Annotated in this window: 15 protein-coding genes; 7 read left to right on the forward strand and 8 right to left on the reverse strand. The window is 57.1% G+C overall.

Annotated elements, in window-relative coordinates; all coding sequences use genetic code 11:
- Window positions 1-199: 199 nt before the first annotated feature.
- Window positions 200-1,297, forward strand: coding sequence for a murein transglycosylase A (gene mltA, locus GRPL_RS16535; RefSeq protein WP_032690915.1), 1,098 nt, complete (start codon window positions 200-202; stop codon window positions 1,295-1,297).
- Between the two features lie 133 nt (window positions 1,298-1,430).
- Window positions 1,431-2,249: a tRNA cyclic N6-threonylcarbamoyladenosine(37) synthase TcdA gene (gene tcdA / locus GRPL_RS16530; protein WP_032690916.1), complete on the forward strand. Its 819-nt coding sequence runs from the start codon at window positions 1,431-1,433 to the stop codon at window positions 2,247-2,249.
- A 94-nt stretch (window positions 2,250-2,343) separates the two neighbouring features.
- On the opposite strand, the gene csdE is transcribed toward tcdA, so the two are convergent.
- Together csdE and csdA are read right to left on the reverse strand one after the other, a co-directional pair.
- Window positions 2,344-2,775 carry a cysteine desulfurase sulfur acceptor subunit CsdE gene (gene csdE, locus GRPL_RS16525; protein WP_032698870.1) on the reverse strand — a complete coding sequence of 144 codons (432 nt, stop codon included), beginning with the start codon at window positions 2,773-2,775 and terminating at the stop codon, window positions 2,344-2,346.
- Complete coding sequence (gene csdA, locus GRPL_RS16520; protein ID WP_032698871.1) at window positions 2,775-3,980, reverse strand: cysteine desulfurase CsdA; 1,206 nt, start codon at window positions 3,978-3,980, stop codon at window positions 2,775-2,777. The genes csdE and csdA overlap by 1 nt, the downstream gene beginning before the upstream one ends.
- A gap of 443 nt (window positions 3,981-4,423) precedes the next feature.
- Here csdA and gcvA point away from each other — a divergent pair, with 443 nt between their 5' ends.
- The 3 genes from gcvA to rlmM are packed head-to-tail and all read left to right on the forward strand — an operon-like array spanning window position 4,424 to window position 6,849.
- Entirely contained in the window at window positions 4,424-5,341 is a 918-nt protein-coding gene (gene gcvA / locus GRPL_RS16515; protein WP_015585849.1) for a glycine cleavage system transcriptional regulator GcvA, read from the forward strand.
- 19 nt (window positions 5,342-5,360) lie between these two features.
- Entirely contained in the window at window positions 5,361-5,756 is a 396-nt protein-coding gene (locus GRPL_RS16510) for a DUF423 domain-containing protein (RefSeq protein ID WP_032690919.1), read from the forward strand.
- Entirely contained in the window at window positions 5,749-6,849 is a 1,101-nt protein-coding gene (gene rlmM, locus GRPL_RS16505) for a 23S rRNA (cytidine(2498)-2'-O)-methyltransferase RlmM (protein ID WP_004867036.1), read from the forward strand. The genes GRPL_RS16510 and rlmM overlap by 8 nt, the downstream gene beginning before the upstream one ends.
- Before the next feature lie 56 nt (window positions 6,850-6,905).
- Here rlmM and fucR read toward each other — a convergent pair whose 3' ends face one another.
- The 5 genes from fucR to fucP form a co-directional block, all read right to left on the reverse strand.
- Window positions 6,906-7,622 (reverse strand): L-fucose operon activator, encoded by a 717-nt coding sequence (fucR, locus tag GRPL_RS16500; protein WP_032690920.1) that lies wholly within the window; start codon window positions 7,620-7,622, stop codon window positions 6,906-6,908.
- A gap of 56 nt (window positions 7,623-7,678) precedes the next feature.
- Complete coding sequence (fucU, locus tag GRPL_RS16495) at window positions 7,679-8,101, reverse strand: L-fucose mutarotase (RefSeq protein ID WP_032690921.1); 423 nt, start codon at window positions 8,099-8,101, stop codon at window positions 7,679-7,681.
- 1 nt (window position 8,102) lies between these two features.
- Entirely contained in the window at window positions 8,103-9,521 is a 1,419-nt protein-coding gene (gene fucK, locus GRPL_RS16490; protein ID WP_032698872.1) for an L-fuculokinase, read from the reverse strand.
- Between the two features lie 97 nt (window positions 9,522-9,618).
- Complete coding sequence (gene fucI / locus GRPL_RS16485; RefSeq protein ID WP_032698873.1) at window positions 9,619-11,394, reverse strand: L-fucose isomerase; 1,776 nt, start codon at window positions 11,392-11,394, stop codon at window positions 9,619-9,621.
- Window positions 11,395-11,424: 30 nt separating this feature from the next.
- On the reverse strand, window positions 11,425-12,735 hold the full coding sequence (fucP, locus tag GRPL_RS16480; protein ID WP_032690924.1) for an L-fucose:H+ symporter permease: 1,311 nt from the start codon (window positions 12,733-12,735) through the stop codon (window positions 11,425-11,427).
- Window positions 12,736-13,336: 601 nt separating this feature from the next.
- On the opposite strand from fucP, the gene fucA reads away from it, so the two are divergent.
- Together fucA and fucO are read left to right on the forward strand one after the other, a co-directional pair.
- Window positions 13,337-13,984, forward strand: a complete 648-nt coding sequence (gene fucA, locus GRPL_RS16475; protein ID WP_032690925.1) for an L-fuculose-phosphate aldolase — start codon at window positions 13,337-13,339, stop codon at window positions 13,982-13,984.
- Window positions 13,985-14,009: 25 nt separating this feature from the next.
- Entirely contained in the window at window positions 14,010-15,158 is a 1,149-nt protein-coding gene (gene fucO, locus GRPL_RS16470; RefSeq protein ID WP_032690926.1) for a lactaldehyde reductase, read from the forward strand.
- Between the two features lie 53 nt (window positions 15,159-15,211).
- On the opposite strand, the gene xni is transcribed toward fucO, so the two are convergent.
- On the reverse strand, window positions 15,212-15,966 hold a 755-nt coding region (xni, locus tag GRPL_RS16465; protein ID WP_072010668.1), incomplete at its 5' end, for a flap endonuclease Xni.

Here is a 15,966-nt window from a genome sequence, read left to right on the forward strand (position 1 = left end):
ATACTCCGCTCGCGTTTTGATGCAACCCTTTTTCAGTAAAATCATCAAATTTGTAATAAACGGTGTATAAAGAACCATTTTCGGCTTGTTTTTTGAGCAAGATTGTATTTGTGGTGCTTTCGCGCATTTCAATAGCCCTGGGGGTTTGTTATCTTCCCTCATCACGAACCGCGACTAAGCAGCATAAAGAAGAGATACCATGAAAGGATGTTGGGCAAAGTATATAGCGACAGGAGCAATGCTGGCGATGCTCGCCGCCTGTTCCTCAAAACCGACCGATCGCGGTCAGCAGTATAATGAAGGGAAGTTGACCCAACCGTTCTCTTTGGTTAACCAGCCTGATGCGGTTGGTTCGCCAATTAACGCCGGGGACTTCTCCGAGCAGGTCCGTCAGATTCGCAGCGCCTCACCGCGCCTTTATAATAGCCAGAGCAACGTCTATAACGCGCTGCAGGAGTGGCTGCGCGCCGGTGGCGATACCCGCACTCTGAGCCAGTTCGGCATTGATGCCTGGCAGATGCAGGGCGCCGATAGCTATGGCAACGTTCAGTTCACCGGTTACTACACTCCGGTGGTGCAGGCGCGCCATACTCGCCAGGGCGAATTCCAGTACCCGATTTATCGCATGCCGCCGAAGCGCGGTAAGCTGCCGTCCCGCGCCAGCATTTATGCCGGCGCCCTGAGCGACGACTATATTCTGGCCTACAGCAACTCGCTGATGGACAACTTTATTATGGACGTGCAGGGCAGCGGCTATATTGATTTTGGCGACGGCTCTCCGCTGAACTTCTTTAGCTATGCCGGGAAAAATGGCTGGTCATATCGCAGCATTGGTAAAGTCTTGATCGATCGCGGTGAAGTGAAGAAAGAAGATATGTCGATGCAGGCGATCCGTGAATGGGGTGAGAAACACAGTGAAGCCGAAGTTCGCGAGCTGCTTGAACAGAACCCGTCGTTCGTCTTCTTTAAACCACAGTCTTTTGCCCCGGTAAAAGGCGCCAGCGCGGTGCCACTGATTGGTCGTGCCTCGGTGGCTTCCGACCGCAGTATTATTCCGCCGGGAACGACCTTGCTGGCGGAAGTGCCTCTGCTGGATAATAGCGGCAAGTTTAACGGGCAGTACGAGCTGCGTCTGATGGTCGCGCTGGATGTGGGTGGGGCGATTAAAGGCCAGCACTTTGATATCTACCAGGGGATCGGAGCAGACGCCGGTCATCGTGCCGGTTGGTATAACCACTATGGTCGCGTCTGGGTGTTGAAAAATGCGCCGGGCGCCGGTAACGTCTTTAGCGGTTAACGCGCTACCGTCTGATAGCTAGTCGCCCGGACCGGCGCAACGCGCCGTCTCCGGGGTCGCCTGGCGGTCGCATTGATCTTTTATTCGCACTATGGGGCTTGCGCTGGCAGGCCCCGATGCATTCTGAGGTTTTATGTCTGTTGTAATCAGCGATGCCTGGCGTCAACGCTTTGGCGGCACGGCGCGTTTATATGGTGAAAAAGCGCTGCAATGTTTTGCCGATGCGCATGTTTGCGTCGTCGGTATCGGCGGCGTGGGCTCCTGGGCGGCGGAAGCGCTGGCAAGAACCGGAATTGGCGCGATTACCCTGATTGATATGGATGATGTCTGCGTCACTAACACTAACCGACAGGTTCATGCCCTGGGGGGCAACGTCGGGCTGGCGAAAGCCGAGGTGATGGCCGAGCGTATTCGCCTGATTAACCCCGAGTGTCGGGTAACGGTCGTGGACGATTTTGTCACGCCGGAAAACGTTGCTGAGTATCTCGGCGTCGGCTTCAGCTATGTGATCGATGCGATTGACAGCGTACGTCCCAAGGCGGCGTTAATCGCGTATTGTCGCCGTTATAAGGTACCGCTGGTAACCACCGGCGGCGCGGGCGGGCAAATCGACCCGACGCAGATTCAGGTAGCCGATCTGGCGAAAACCATCCAGGATCCGCTGGCGGCAAAGCTGCGCGAGCGGTTGAAGAGTCAGTTCGGGGTGGTGAAGAACAGCAAAGGTAAGCTTGGCGTGGATTGCGTTTTTTCCACCGAAGCGCTGGTCTATCCGCAGGCCGACGGCAGCGTTTGCGCCATGAAGAGCACCGCCGAGGGCCCGAAACGGATGGATTGCGCCTCCGGATTTGGCGCCGCGACGATGGTCACCGCGACCTTCGGTTTTGTCGCCGTGTCCCATGCGCTGAAGAAAATGCTGGCGAAGGCGGAGCGTGAAGCGGCTTCTGCCGGGTAATTCTCCCGGGCGGCGAACTCCTTGCCCGGCTACGATACGGCGCTGACTGTAGCCCCGGTCAGCGCAGCGCCACCGGGGGAGGTTAAAAGAGTAATTAAGCCTCGCGAGCGGCGGCGAGCACCGCTTCGCTCAGCGCGCTCAGTCCCTGGCTGCGCGAGGCGCTCAGCTGACCGCGCAGCCCCAGCTCATCAAACAGCGTCAGCGGATCCTGAGCCAGCAGCTCGGCGGGGCTTTTCCCTTCTACCGCCGTGAGCAGCACCGCCAGCATACCGCGCACAATCCGGCCTTCGCTATCGCCGAAGAAGTGCAGTTTACCGTCAGCATCAACGGTATAGCCCAGCCAGACGCGGTTTTCACATCCGGCAATCTCTTTGGCCCGTTCTTTCAGGTCATCCGACAGCGCAGGCAGCCGCTTACCCAATAAAATCAGCTGGCGGTATTTATCTTCCCACTGGCTGAGCGGAATAAACGTCTGGCGTAAGGTCTCTTCGGTGATGCTGGTACCAAAAGGATGAGAAGTCGTCATTAATCCACCAGTATTTCCAGGGCGCGGTCAACGGCATGCACCAGCGCGTAAACATCATCCTGAGTATTATAGGGGGCAAACGAGGCGCGCAAGGTACCGCTAACGCCCAGTGCCGCCAGCAGCGGTTGGGCGCAGTGCTGTCCGGCACGCAGCGCAATACCCGACTCCGCCAACAGGGTTACCATGTCGCTGTGATGTACTCCGGCGAAGTCAAACGCCAGCAGGCTGGACTCCTGACAGCGGAAGGAACGAAAGCCAGGCCGCTTCGCCAGCTCATCTTCCGCCAGCGTCGCCAGGCTACGGCTCCAGCTTTCGGCCTGGGCGATATCGGTCTCTTCCAGCCACTCCAGCGCGGCGCTCAGGCCAATGACGCCAGCAATATTTGGCGTCCCGGCTTCCAGGCGATAGGGAACCGGCTGAGTGGTAAACCCGGCGAAGGTGACCTCGGTAATCATTTTGCCGCCGCCGAGCCAGGGCGACATGGCATCCAGCAGCGCGCTTTTGCCGTACAGCGCGCCAATACCCGTTGGTCCGTACAGCTTATGGCCGGAAAACGCATAAAAATCGATGTCCAGCCGCTGAACGTCGGCGGGAAAATGAACCGCCCCCTGAGCACCGTCAACCATCACCACCATACCGGCGTCATGCGCATGGCGGATTGCCGTCGCCAGGTCCGGGCAGCCGCCGGTCACGTTGGACATCTGGCCGATGGCCAGCAGCCGACTGCGCGGCGTAATAAGAGAAGGCAGAAGGGCGACGTCGGGCAGGCGATCGGCAGCGACGGGCAGCTTCACGATCCGGGCGCCGGTTTGCTCTGCGACCATCAGCCAGGGAACCAGGTTGGCATGGTGCTCCGCTTCACTGACGATGATTTCATCGCCGGGCCGCAGGCGCGGGCGAAGATAGCTCTGCGCCACCATATTGATGGCTTCGGTGGTGCCGCGCGTCCAGACGATATCTTTCGCGGATGGGGCATTGAGCAGCGCCGCCACGCGTTCGCGGGCATTTTCATAGCGTTCAGTCAGGCGCTGGGCGGCGGCAAACTGGCTACGATGAACGTTGCCTGCGCTGAGGCGGTAAAACTGGTCGCTGGCGTCGATGACGGCGAGCGGCTTCAGCGCCGTCGCTGCGCTATCAAGGTAAACGCCGGCATCGGCCAGCGCAGGAAACTGGGCGCGAAAGTGAGCAGGATTGAATGCGTTCATGGAATTCCTCGTTGCAATACGACGATCGTCGCGCAATTTAGTCATCAGGGCAAGGCTGGCGAAAGGAAGAGAGGAGGAGATTCAGGTCAGCACGGCGGCAGACAGGCAAAAAAAAGCACCGCATGTTGCGGTGCTACATTAAATCACTATGGACAGACAGGGTAAATGTACAGGAAGTGAAAAGGGTAGCTTTACTACCATGGTCTGCAAACACAGACCAATTGCAAACACAACAACACAACATCACAACCGTAAGCCAAAAGCTTGTTGGAACACGCATTCCAAAAAAAGCTCTTCGTTCCGGCTCAGGAAGTGCCGCCACTATAGGTATTTGCTGGTAGAACCTCAACGGACAAATTATAATGGCTCAGATAAAAAAAACTAATAGGTTAACTGTTGTTTCCTGTTTGTTAAAACGCCTTAACATCTAAGCCAGAATAACCATGTCAAAGCGATTACCGCCCCTGAATGCATTACGTGTTTTTGATGCAGCCGCACGTCACTTAAGCTTCACTCGCGCAGCAGATGAGCTTTTTGTGACGCAGGCCGCAGTAAGTCACCAAATCAAGTCACTAGAGGATTTTCTAGGGCTGAAGCTGTTTCGCCGCCGCAATCGATCGCTGCTGCTGACGGAAGAAGGCCAGAGCTATTTTCAGGATATTAAAGAGATTTTTTCGCAGCTGACCGAGGCGACGCGTAAACTACAGGCCCGAAGCGCGAAAGGGGCCTTAACGGTAAGTTTACTGCCCAGTTTTGCGATCCAGTGGCTGGTGCCGCGACTCTCAAGCTTTAACTCAGCTTATCCGGGGATTGATGTCAGAATCCAGGCCGTGGACCGTCAGGAGGACAAACTGGCGGATGACGTCGACGTGGCGATTTTCTATGGCCGCGGCAACTGGCCAGGTCTGCGCGTCGAAAAATTGTACGCCGAATATCTGCTGCCCGTCTGTTCTCCGGCGCTGCTGACCGGTGACAAGGCATTGAAAACACCTGCGGATCTGGCGCAACATACGCTGTTGCACGATGCTTCCCGCCGCGACTGGCAAACTTATACCCGTCAGCTTGGTCTAAGCCATATTAATGTGCAGCAGGGGCCTATTTTCAGCCACAGCGCGATGGTGCTGCAGGCGGCTATTCACGGGCAAGGGGTCGCCCTGGCCAATAATGTGATGTCCCAGTCCGAGATCGAGGCCGGCCGGTTGGTCTGCCCGTTTAATGATGTTCTGGTCAGTAAGAATGCGTTTTATCTCGTTTGTCATGACAGTCAGGCTGAACTGGGTAAAATAGCCGCCTTCCGGCAATGGATACTGGCGAAAGCGGCGAGCGAACAAGAAAAATTTCGTTTTCGTTACGAACAATAAATGATTGTAGGGTAAAAACATGACCAGCCGATTTATGCTGATATTTGCCGCGATAAGCGGTTTCGTCTTTGTTGCTCTGGGCGCCTTTGGCGCGCATGTATTAAGCCGGTCGTTAGGCGCGGCGGAAATGGCCTGGATTCATACCGGGCTTGAGTACCAGGCCTTCCATACGCTGGCTATTTTTGGTCTGGCGGTGGCGATGCAGCGCCGTATCAGTATCTGGTTCTACTGGAGTAGCGTCTTTATGGCGCTCGGTACCGTTTTGTTCAGCGGCAGTCTCTACTGCCTGGCGCTGTCGCATTTACGCCTGTGGGCGTTCGTGACGCCGGTCGGAGGCGTGAGCTTCCTCGCCGGTTGGGTTTTAATGTTAATTGGTGCAATTCGTCTGAAACGTAAGGGCGTTGTTCATGAATAAGGTTGTCCTCTATTGTCGCCCCGGGTTTGAGAAGGAGTGCGCAGCAGAAATTACTGATAAGGCCTCCCGCCTTGAGGTGTTTGGTTTTGCCCGAGTGAAAGAAGACTCTGGCTATGTCATTTTTGAATGCTATCAGATGGAAGATGGCGACAAACTGGTGCGTGAACTGCCGTTCAGCTCGCTGGTTTTCGCCCGCCAGATGTTTGTGGCTGGCGAACTGCTGCGCGACCTGCCGCCGGAAGATCGCATCACGCCGATTGTCGGGATGCTGCAGGGCGTGGTCGAGAAGGGCGGCGATCTGCGGGTGGAAGTGGCCGATACCAATGAAAGCAAAGAGCTGATGAAGTTCTGCCGTAAACTGACGGTTCCGCTGCGCGCGGCGCTGCGTGAAGCGGGCGTGCTCACCAACTATGAAACGCCGAAGCGCCCGGTGGTGCATGTGTTCTTTATTGCCCCCGGCTGCTGCTATACCGGTTACTCGTACACCACCAACAACTCGCCGTTCTATATGGGGATCCCGCGTCTGAAGTTCCCGTCTGACGCGCCGAGCCGTTCTACGCTGAAGCTGGAAGAGGCGTTTCACGTCTTTATCCCGGCAGATGAGTGGGATGAGCGTCTGGGCAACGGGATGTATGCGGTGGATCTGGGGGCCTGCCCCGGCGGCTGGACCTATCAGCTGGTGAAACGCAATATGTGGGTCTCCTCCGTGGATAACGGCCCGATGGCGCAGAGTCTGATGGATACCGGGCAGGTGACCTGGCTGCGTGAAGATGGCTTCAAGTATCGGCCAACGCGCAACAACATCTCGTGGATGGTGTGCGATATGGTGGAGAAACCGGCGAAAGTAGCGGCGCTGATGGCGCAGTGGCTGGTGAACGGCTGGTGCCGGGAAACCATCTTTAACCTTAAGCTGCCGATGAAAAAGCGCTATGAGGAGCTGTCGCGCAACCTTGCCTATATCCAGGAACAGCTGGATGAACACGGGATTAATGCCCAGATCCAGGCGCGTCAGTTGTATCACGATCGTGAAGAGGTGACCGTTCACGTCCGTCGCCTGTGGGCGGCCGTTGGCGGTCGCCGCGACGAACGCTAAGCTCGCGTCGTGTCCCGGATAACGGCAGCGTTATCCGGGTTCTCTTGTCCCGCCGGTTATTTTGCCGCTATCTGCGCGTCAGAAAGAATGTGTGTCACATCATCCAGATGACCAATCCTGGCCTCCCCCGAACGATTAAACTTACTTTTGTCGATCAGCAGTAGCGATTGCGCCGCGCGTTTGAGCAGCAGCGATTTAAAATCGGCGTTCACCGTATTTGAATCCCACAGCGCGCCGTGGCTATCGATACCTTCGCAGGAAAAAATAAACAGATCGATCTCCAGCGATTTGAGCTGTGAGATCAGCGAAGGGCTGACGTAGCAGCCATATTTGCGCTGGAGCGTGCCGCCGGAGCAGGTGAGCTGAATGTTTTCGCGTTTGCTCAGCTCCTGGCAAATCGGCTGGCTGTTGGTAAAGACGTGCAGGTTGATATCCGGCAGCTGGCGGGCCAGATACCAGCAGGTGGAGCTGGCGTCGAGGGCAATCACCATCCCTTCGTCAATCCAGGCCAGGGCGCCGCGGGCGATATCCGCTTTATGGGCATAGTGGCTTTTGAGGCGAATATGGAAAGGGTCGCCGCTGTCCTGGCTTTCCCGATGAATGATTTTGACCCGACCGTGGTTACGCAGCACTTTTCCCCGCGACTGCAGCTCGCTCAGATCGCGACGAATCGTCTCTTTACTGACGTTGAGCTGTAGCGATAAGGCTTCCGTCGTCAGGCTGCTATGGTTGATCAGCAGGTCTATTATCGCTTGCTGGCGTGCCGCTTTCATGTTCTCACCCTGTCATTCGATGAGCGTCCGCATCAGGCGGACGCTCCGGCATGAGATTACGGCGTTACCCCTTTTTTTAAAAGAATATTCCCGTACTTAGCGCGTTCGCCTGTGATAACGATCGCAAAGGCTTTTTGCGCCCGCTCATAGAAGGCAAAGCGGTCGATACGGACGATATCCGGACATGGACTCTGTGGTGAGAGGGCGTCGCGATAGCGCATTTCCACCTGCGGGTCGAGCGTATCGCCTTCGACCGCCGCCATCATGACCAGCGGCGGCGCATAGCTGTCGAGCTCAAACAGCGGAATTACCGCGCGTAAGAGATCGCTCACCTGCAGGCCATCGGCGCGCAGCACCTGTGGCCCGATGCTGTGGGCCGGGAAGTGCGCATCAGAAAAAATAATCTCATCCCCGTGACCCATCTCGGCGAGGACCTTGAGGAGTTGAGGGGAAATGAGCGGAGAGATTGTTTTTAACATTTCATACTCCCTCTGACAGTTCGGGTTCGGTTTGCGGGTAGAAGTAGCGGTACTGATAGTGGACCTGCGATCGGGCCTGCCCGGCGCTGGCAAACTCGCCGGCGCCAGACCAGGCGTACATCGCAGCCCCTGACACGGTGGTTTCGGCGTCATCCAGTACCTTAATCGGTATATCGAGCATGTTGGCTTTGATTTGATTCCACAGCACATTGCGACTGCCGCCGCCGACCAGCAGCAGTTCTCTGGCCTTAAAATGGCCGATATTTTCCAGAGTGCGCAGGTTATTTTTCAGCTGGCTGGTTAACCCCTCCAGCGCCGCGCGATAAAAATGGCCGCGGGTCGTATTGAGCGTGACGCCTTGCCAGCCCGCATGCTGGCAGGCCAGCAGGTCGCACTGCATCTTCACGCCTTCTGCGCCGGCGGGAATCAGCCGCGCCTCATCAATCAGCGTTTGCCAGGGCGTTTGGGGCGTCCAGAGCAGCTGACGAACCCACTCCAGCACCCCGGAGGCCAGCCACTGCATCCCGGGATTGCTCAGCCCGGCCAGACTGTCCAGCTCGCAGGTTGAGCCGGGATACTGACTGAGCAAGGCGGTGTTGACCTCGCCGCTACGTACCATCAGGATTTCCCAGGTACCGGAGGAGAGCACCGGTTCATCCTGCTGAGCACCGGCGCCAAACAGCGCAAACTGCGTATCGTGGCCGGCGGAGAACACCGGCAGGCCGGCGGGAAGCCCCAGTTGCGCAGCGGCATCGTGGCGCAGCGAACCTATCCTGTCGCCCGCTTCGACCAGCGTCGGGAACAGTCGACGCGGTATCCCGGTAGCCTTCAGAATCTCGGGGCTGAAATCCCGCCGATGAATATCCAGCATCTGGCTGGTGCCCGCCATGGTGATATCGGTCGTGAAGGCGCCGGTTAAACGGTGATTGATCAACGAGGAGATAAATAGCCAGGCGTGGGCCTTTGCCAGCAGCTGCGGGTGATGCTCTTTCAGCCACACCAGTTTATACAGGGTATTGAAGCTGAATGCCCCGACGCCGGAGATCTCCTGCAGGCGCTGCGGGGCGATCAGCTGTCCGATGTTCTCCATCACTGCGAGCGTGCGCGGGCATTTCCAGCTGATCGTCGGGTAGAGCAGCGTACCGTGCTCATCGACCAGCGCGCCGTCAACGCCAAAGGTGGTCACCGTGATGCCGCGAATCCGGCACGCGGCCAGTTCGGCCGAGAGGCGCTGACAGCAGTCGGCGAAGCGTTGCAGAATAGCCTCCAGCGACCACTGGTGCCACGCGGGGTTCTCCGCGGCGCGCTCACTGGCGTTGGCGGTTGAGGCCCGGGCGACAATTTTACCCTGACGATCGACGGCGATAACCCGCACGTTGGTGGCGCCGCAGTCGAGGACGAGGATGACTTCATTTTTCATATTAACTCCATAAACGTCGCCGGATGGCGCTGCGCTTATCCGGTCTACGGCTGACGTGCCCGTAGGCCCGGTAAGCTTGCGCCACCGGGCAAAGCCATTAACGTTTATACAGCGGACCGTAGTTCTGACAGGCGCGGTAGTCCTGGCCTTCCGTGTCCATGCCGTGGGCGGACCAGCTGGACGGACGGTAGATTTTGCCCTCTTCCACGTTATGCATGCAGACCGGGATCCGCAGCATGGCCGCCAGGGTAATAAAGTCAGCGCCGACGTGGCCGATAGTCAGCACGCCATGGTTAGCCCCCCAGTTGGCCATCACCGAATAGACGTCGGCAAACGGGCCTTTGCCGGTGAGGCGCGGGGCAAACCAGGTGGTGGGCCACGTGGAGTTGGTGCGGGCATCCAGCTGGTCGTGCATCGCTTTTGGCAGCTCGACGCTCCAGCCTTCGGCTATTTGCAGCACCGGTCCCAGACCTTTGATGATGTTGACCCGGGTCATGGTAAACGGCACGCCGCCTTCAGTCAGGAAGCGTGAGGAGTAGCCGCCGCCGCGGAAGTATTCATGAATCGCCGGACACCATTCGGTTGCCGCCAGGCAGGCATCCGCCTCTTTCTGCGAAATCTCCCAGTGCGGTTTCATCGTTGGTTTTCCCTCTTCATCCCGCTGTTTGCAGGAACCGTCCAGCGCGGCGGAGCCCGAGTTAATCAGGTGAATAATGCCATGTTCCGCCAGCCCGGTGAGCGGCTGGCCGGTCACGCGCTCAACCGCGTCCGGCGACCAGTAGGTGCGCACATCGGCAAATACCTGCGCGGTACCGGTCAACTGGTGGCCCATCAGCATCGCTACCCCGTTGAGGCTGTCGTTCTCGGTAGCGACGACAAAAGGCTCACGTACGCCGTTCCAGTCGAAGGAGCTGTTGAGCAGCGCCTCGGCGGTGTCGCCGTTCGGATATTGATCGGTCCAGTGGCGCTGACCCTGGAAGCCGGCGGCGATGGCGTTGTAGCCCAGCGACTCCTCGACCAGCCCTTTTTCTGCCAGTTTCTTGTTGCCCTGCATCATGTCGCGAATACACATCGCCATCAGCAGGCTCTCTTTTAGCACCGCGCGGCTCTGTTCTTCATCGCGCTTATAGTGCTGCGCGTTCTGGTCCTCGCCGTAGCGGAAGTTTTTATCCGCCCAGGCCAGCGCCATTTCCAGCTCGACTTCATCATAGATTTTCTGGTCGATACGGCGGCGCAGTTCGGTCATATCAACCGCCTGGACCTTCATCCCCAGCCAGGACTCAAAGAAGTTATGGTCGACGATGGAGCCAGCGATGCCCATCGAAACCCCACCCACGGAGAGATAGCTTTTCCCTTTCATGCTGGCAACGGCGAGCCCGGCGCGGGCAAAACGCAGCAGTTTTTCCTCAACGTCGGCCGGGATGGTGGTGTCGTCGGCATCCTGGACATCATGGCCGTAGATCGAGAACGCCGGGATCCCTTTCTGACTGTGGGCGGCCAGCGCAGCGGCCAGATAGACGGCGCCGGGGCGCTCCGTGCCGTTAAATCCCCAGATGGCCTTCGGGCGCAGCGGATCCATGTCGATGGTTTCGCTGCCGTAGCACCAGCAAGGGGTCACGGTGATCGTCACGCCGACGTTCTGGCTGCTGAACTTCTCCTCGCAGGCGGCGGATTCCGCCATGCCAGCGATGCAGGTGTCGGCAATCACGCACTCAATCTGCGCGCCGCTGGCATGACGGAGTTTCTCGCTAATCAGCGCGGCGGTGGCTTTTGCCATATTCATGGTCTGCTCTTCCAGCGACTCGCGTACTCCCATACGACGTCCGTCAATCACCGGGCGAATACCAATTTTGGGTAAGCTGATTCTTTTCATTACAGACTCCTCACGTTATTCGGAAAATGTTCAGTTCGTTACCGCTTGTGAGCGGAAACGGGCAAAAATAAAGATGATGGCAAAGCACAGTGCCGGAACCAGTTCTGCGGTGGGGATGTTGCCGGCGGCATCGCTGACAAAGCCCATCACCGGCGTGACGATCCCGCCGCCAATAATGGTCATGACGATAAACGACGATCCGTATTTGGTGTCCTGTCCCAGGCTCTTGATCCCCAAAGAGAAAATGGTCGGGTACTGAATGGACATGAACGCGCTGCACAGCGTCAGGGCCAGCAGGCCGATATGCCCGCCGCTCAGGGCGGAGATCAGGCACAGCGCCATCGACAGCAGGGCGTAGGCGGCAAGGACTTTATGCGGGGCAAAGCGGCTGATAAGCCAGGTCCCGCTAAAGCGGCCAATAAAGAAGCACACCATCGTGCCGGTCAGGTAGTTGGCGGCGAAACCTGGGGTCATGCCGGGAATCTCTTCAATGGCGTAGCGGATCAGATAGCTCCAGCAGGCGGTTTGCGCGCCGACGTAGCAGAACTGCGCCAGTACCGCCCAGCGCCAGTGGCGAATGCGGGCGAGGCGGCTGAATGAGGCCACGAAGGAGCTGGGTTCGCTTTCACTGTGGTCGTCGCTTTGCAGAGCCGGAAATTTTGTCAGCATAATCAGCAGAGCGACCAGCAGCACCACGGCGACGATAATCATGTACGGGGTCTGGACCGACAGGACCAGGCTGTGTTTATAGGCGCTGAGCTGGTCAGGCGCCATTTTATCGAGCACCTCCGGAGATTGATGTGGCACATGAGACAAAATAAGACTTTGCCCAAATACAACTGCAATAATGGCGCCGAAAGAGTTAAAGGTTTGCGCCAGATTAAGACGGAAGTGACCACCGCTTTCCGGGCCTAATACCGTGACGAAAGGGTTTGCTGCCGTTTCAAGACACCCGAGACCAGCGGCAATAATAAAAAGCCCGATGAGAAATAACGTATAATTCATAATTTCAGCAGCGGGCCAGAATAGCGCAGCGCCGAAAGCATACAAAAATAACCCGGTAATGATCCCGGCTTTATAGCTGAGTTTCTTCATCAGTATTCCGGCGGGGATCGGAATGACAAAGTAGCCAAAATAAAATGCCGACTGAATCAGACCAGCCTGGAAGTTGGTTAATGTAAAGGCCTGTTGAAACTGGGGCAGTAAAATATCATTGAGATTATTGGCGACAGCCCAAAGAAAAAATAATGAGCACAGCAAGGCGAATGGAATAATGTAGCGCTGACGTTGACCGACATCCACCGCGCGAAAACTCTGCGTTTGTATTGTTGTATTTCCCATAGCATCCTCATCAGTTAAGAAGCGTGTTCAGCATCTCAGGCGTGCGGTTGGTATGACTCACCAGACCGGCAACCGGGTGAGTTCCTGTGCCGACGTCCTCGTTATTCTCATCCCGCCGCGAGAGCGTCTCTTGAATAATTAGGGGGTGTGAATGAACTCATGAGGTCATTTTCAAATAAAAAAGGTCTTTTAATATGATAACGGTCACACTTCACCCAATAACGGTGGTTTTATGTGATTGCTATCACTTTAATTTCTGTAAAACAATGACCGTTTGAGTGAAATTAATTTAAAAGCCACAGAATGGTTGCCCGATTTAATTTATTGTGGTGAAAACGGTCAGTTGTTAAATGACAAGCTAAATTGCCCGTTTAGAACGAGAAAAATAATAACGGTCATTTTTCACGGCTGAAAAATATTGCGACCTGATTAAACCAGGGAAATTAATTGATGGTGGTCACAGAATACGTGAATGTAAATTCCTTTCTGATTATTCAATATGATGATAGCCAGTAAATATAAAACTGACTCAACAGGGCCGGAATGCAACGCGAAAGCGCTTCTGTTGGCCCGGTGTTGAATCGCTGAGAGAGGTAAATAAATGGAACGGAACAGACTGGCGCGGCAGATTATTGATACCTGCCTGGAAATGACCCGACTGGGGCTGAATCAGGGCACCGCCGGGAACGTGAGCGTGCGTTATGACGGGGGGATGCTGATTACGCCGACGGGGATTCCTTATGAAAAACTCACTGAATCTCACATCGTGTGGATCGATGCCAACGGCCAGCACGAGCAGGGGAAACTGCCGTCGAGCGAGTGGCGTTTTCATCTGGCCGCCTACCAGACCCGGCCCGATGCGCAGGCCGTGGTGCATAATCACGCGGTGCACTGCACGGCGGTGTCGATCCTCAATCGCCCGATCCCGGCGATCCACTACATGATTGCCGCTGCCGGGGGGAACTCCATTCCCTGTGCGCCGTACGCCACCTTTGGGACTCGCGAACTGTCAGAGTTTGTCGCCGTGGCGTTAAAGCATCGCAAAGCGACGCTGCTGCAGCACCATGGCCTGATTGCCTGTGAAGAGAATCTGGAAAAAGCGCTGTGGCTGGCGCATGAAGTCGAGGTTCTGGCTCAACTCTATCTCAGTACCCTGGCGATCGTCGATCCTGTACCGGTGCTGGACGACGAGGCCATTGCCATCGTACTGGAAAAATTCAAAACCTATGGGTTACGTATCGAAGAGTGATTCGCAAAGCGAGCGGGAGGCGACGATGGCGAACAGAATGATTTTAAACGAGACGGCATGGTTCGGTCGGGGAGCGGTGGCGGCGTTAACCGATGAAGTGACCCGCCGGGGATATCGCAAGGCGCTGATAGTGACGGATAACAATCTGGCGCAATGCGGCGTGGTCGACAAGGTGACGCGCAGGATGGATGACGCGGGCCTGGCCTGGGAGATATTTTCCGGCGCGATCCCTAATCCGACGATTGCCGTGGTGCAGGAGGGGCTCGGGGCGTTTCAACGCAGCGGCGCCGACTACCTGATCGCGATTGGCGGCGGTTCGCCGCAGGATACCTGTAAGGCGATCGGCATTATCCACGCTAACCCGGAGTTTGCCGACGTGCGTAGCCTGGAAGGGCTATCGCCGACCCGCAATCCGGGGGTACCGATCATGGCCATTCCGACCACCGCAGGAACCGCGGCGGAAGTGACCATTAACTATGTGATAACCGATGAAGCGCAGCGGCGTAAATTCGTCTGCGTCGACCCGCATGATATCCCTCAGGTGGCCTTTATCGATGCCGATATGATGGACGGCATGCCGCCGGCGTTAAAAGCCGCGACCGGCGTGGATGCGTTGACCCATGCGATTGAAGGCTACATCACCCGGGCGGCATGGGCGCTGACCGATGCGCTACATATTAAAGCCATTGAGGTGATTGCCGGCGCGTTGCGAGATTCGGTAGCCGGCGATAGTCAGGCAGGCGAAGCGATGGCGCTGGGACAGTACATTGCCGGCATGGGGTTTTCCAACGTCGGGCTGGGGCTGGTGCACGGTATGGCGCATCCTTTAGGGGCGTTTTACAACACCCCGCACGGCGTGGCGAATGCTATTTTGTTACCCCACGTGATGCGCTACAACGCCGACTTCAGCGGCGAGAAGTTCCGCGATATCGCTCGCGCAATGGGGGAGAACGTGGATGGCGTGAGTCTGGAGCAGGCGCGCCAGTCCGCCGTTGATGCCGTCTTCCGTCTTAACCGCGATGTCGGTATTCCCCCAAATCTGCGTGACGTTGGGGTACGTAAAGAGGATATTCCGGCGCTGGCACAGGCGGCTTTTGCTGATGTCTGTACCGGGGGGAACCCCCGTGAGGCCAGCCTGGAGGAGATCATGACCCTGTATCATACTGCGTGGTAGTGCCTCAGGCGGTCACTGCACAGGGCGATGCCAGCGTCGCCCTGTCGGTTTGTTTATGCCTGAGGGGCCAGCCGCAGCTGCTGTAAATTGCCGTCGAGCTCTAAATCGGTCTGCAAGCGGGCTATCTCGCGGCAGGTAAAGGCCATCTCTTTATGCTCTTCCAGTTTTTTGCGCCATTTTTCAGGTACCTTCGCCAGCTGAGCATAGATGCCCTCCAGATCCTGATACTCCGTTAACAGCTGCGCCGCGCTCTTTGGGCCAATCCCCGCCACGCCCGGGACTTTTGAACTGCTGATCCCCGCCAGCCCCCAGTAATCAGGCAGCTGCTCCGGCGTGACGCCGAACTCTTTGGCGATGAAAGGGGCGTCCAACCAGCGTTTCTGAAAGTAGTCGCGGATCAGAATCGTCGGCGACAGCAGCTGGCAATAGCCTTTATCGGTAGAGACGATCGTCGCCTGATGTCCGGCATGGGCGACTTTGATTGCCAGCGTGGCGGCGAGGTCGTCCGCTTCGTTGCCCGCTAAAGCCCAGCAGCGGATCCCGCGCTGCTCAAAGGCCGCGCGCAGGGCGGGCATTTCGGCTTCGAGGGTTTCCGGCATGGGCGCGCGCCCGGCTTTGTATTCCGGCAGGCGCTGGTGTCGCCAGCCGTGGGCGCGATCTTCGTCATCAAAAACCGCCACGGCATGGGTTGGCTGGCTATGAACGATGAGCTGCTCCAGCGCGTGCAGGCAGGTGTCAACGCAGGGGGACCCCTGCACCGCATGAATGCGGCGGATCAGATTGAGTGCGTCGACAATTAACAGATGAA

This window comes from Klebsiella planticola ATCC 33531, assembly GCF_000735435.1.
GTDB lineage: Bacteria > Pseudomonadota > Gammaproteobacteria > Enterobacterales > Enterobacteriaceae > Klebsiella > Klebsiella planticola.

What these genes read in the sequence shown, in the direction of transcription:
- mltA (WP_032690915.1), top strand. Translation starts at nt 200, where the DNA reads ATGAAAGGATGTTGGGCAAAGTATATAGCGACAGGAGCAATGCTGGCG.
- tcdA (WP_032690916.1), top strand. Translation starts at nt 1,431, where the DNA reads ATGTCTGTTGTAATCAGCGATGCCTGGCGTCAACGCTTTGGCGGCACG.
- csdE (WP_032698870.1), bottom strand. Translation starts at nt 2,775, where the DNA reads ATGACGACTTCTCATCCTTTTGGTACCAGCATCACCGAAGAGACCTTA.
- csdA (WP_032698871.1), bottom strand. Translation starts at nt 3,980, where the DNA reads ATGAACGCATTCAATCCTGCTCACTTTCGCGCCCAGTTTCCTGCGCTG.
- gcvA (WP_015585849.1), top strand. Translation starts at nt 4,424, where the DNA reads ATGTCAAAGCGATTACCGCCCCTGAATGCATTACGTGTTTTTGATGCA.
- GRPL_RS16510 (WP_032690919.1), top strand. Translation starts at nt 5,361, where the DNA reads ATGACCAGCCGATTTATGCTGATATTTGCCGCGATAAGCGGTTTCGTC.
- rlmM (WP_004867036.1), top strand. Translation starts at nt 5,749, where the DNA reads ATGAATAAGGTTGTCCTCTATTGTCGCCCCGGGTTTGAGAAGGAGTGC.
- fucR (WP_032690920.1), bottom strand. Translation starts at nt 7,622, where the DNA reads ATGAAAGCGGCACGCCAGCAAGCGATAATAGACCTGCTGATCAACCAT.
- fucU (WP_032690921.1), bottom strand. Translation starts at nt 8,101, where the DNA reads ATGTTAAAAACAATCTCTCCGCTCATTTCCCCTCAACTCCTCAAGGTC.
- fucK (WP_032698872.1), bottom strand. Translation starts at nt 9,521, where the DNA reads ATGAAAAATGAAGTCATCCTCGTCCTCGACTGCGGCGCCACCAACGTG.
- fucI (WP_032698873.1), bottom strand. Translation starts at nt 11,394, where the DNA reads ATGAAAAGAATCAGCTTACCCAAAATTGGTATTCGCCCGGTGATTGAC.
- fucP (WP_032690924.1), bottom strand. Translation starts at nt 12,735, where the DNA reads ATGGGAAATACAACAATACAAACGCAGAGTTTTCGCGCGGTGGATGTC.
- fucA (WP_032690925.1), top strand. Translation starts at nt 13,337, where the DNA reads ATGGAACGGAACAGACTGGCGCGGCAGATTATTGATACCTGCCTGGAA.
- fucO (WP_032690926.1), top strand. Translation starts at nt 14,010, where the DNA reads ATGGCGAACAGAATGATTTTAAACGAGACGGCATGGTTCGGTCGGGGA.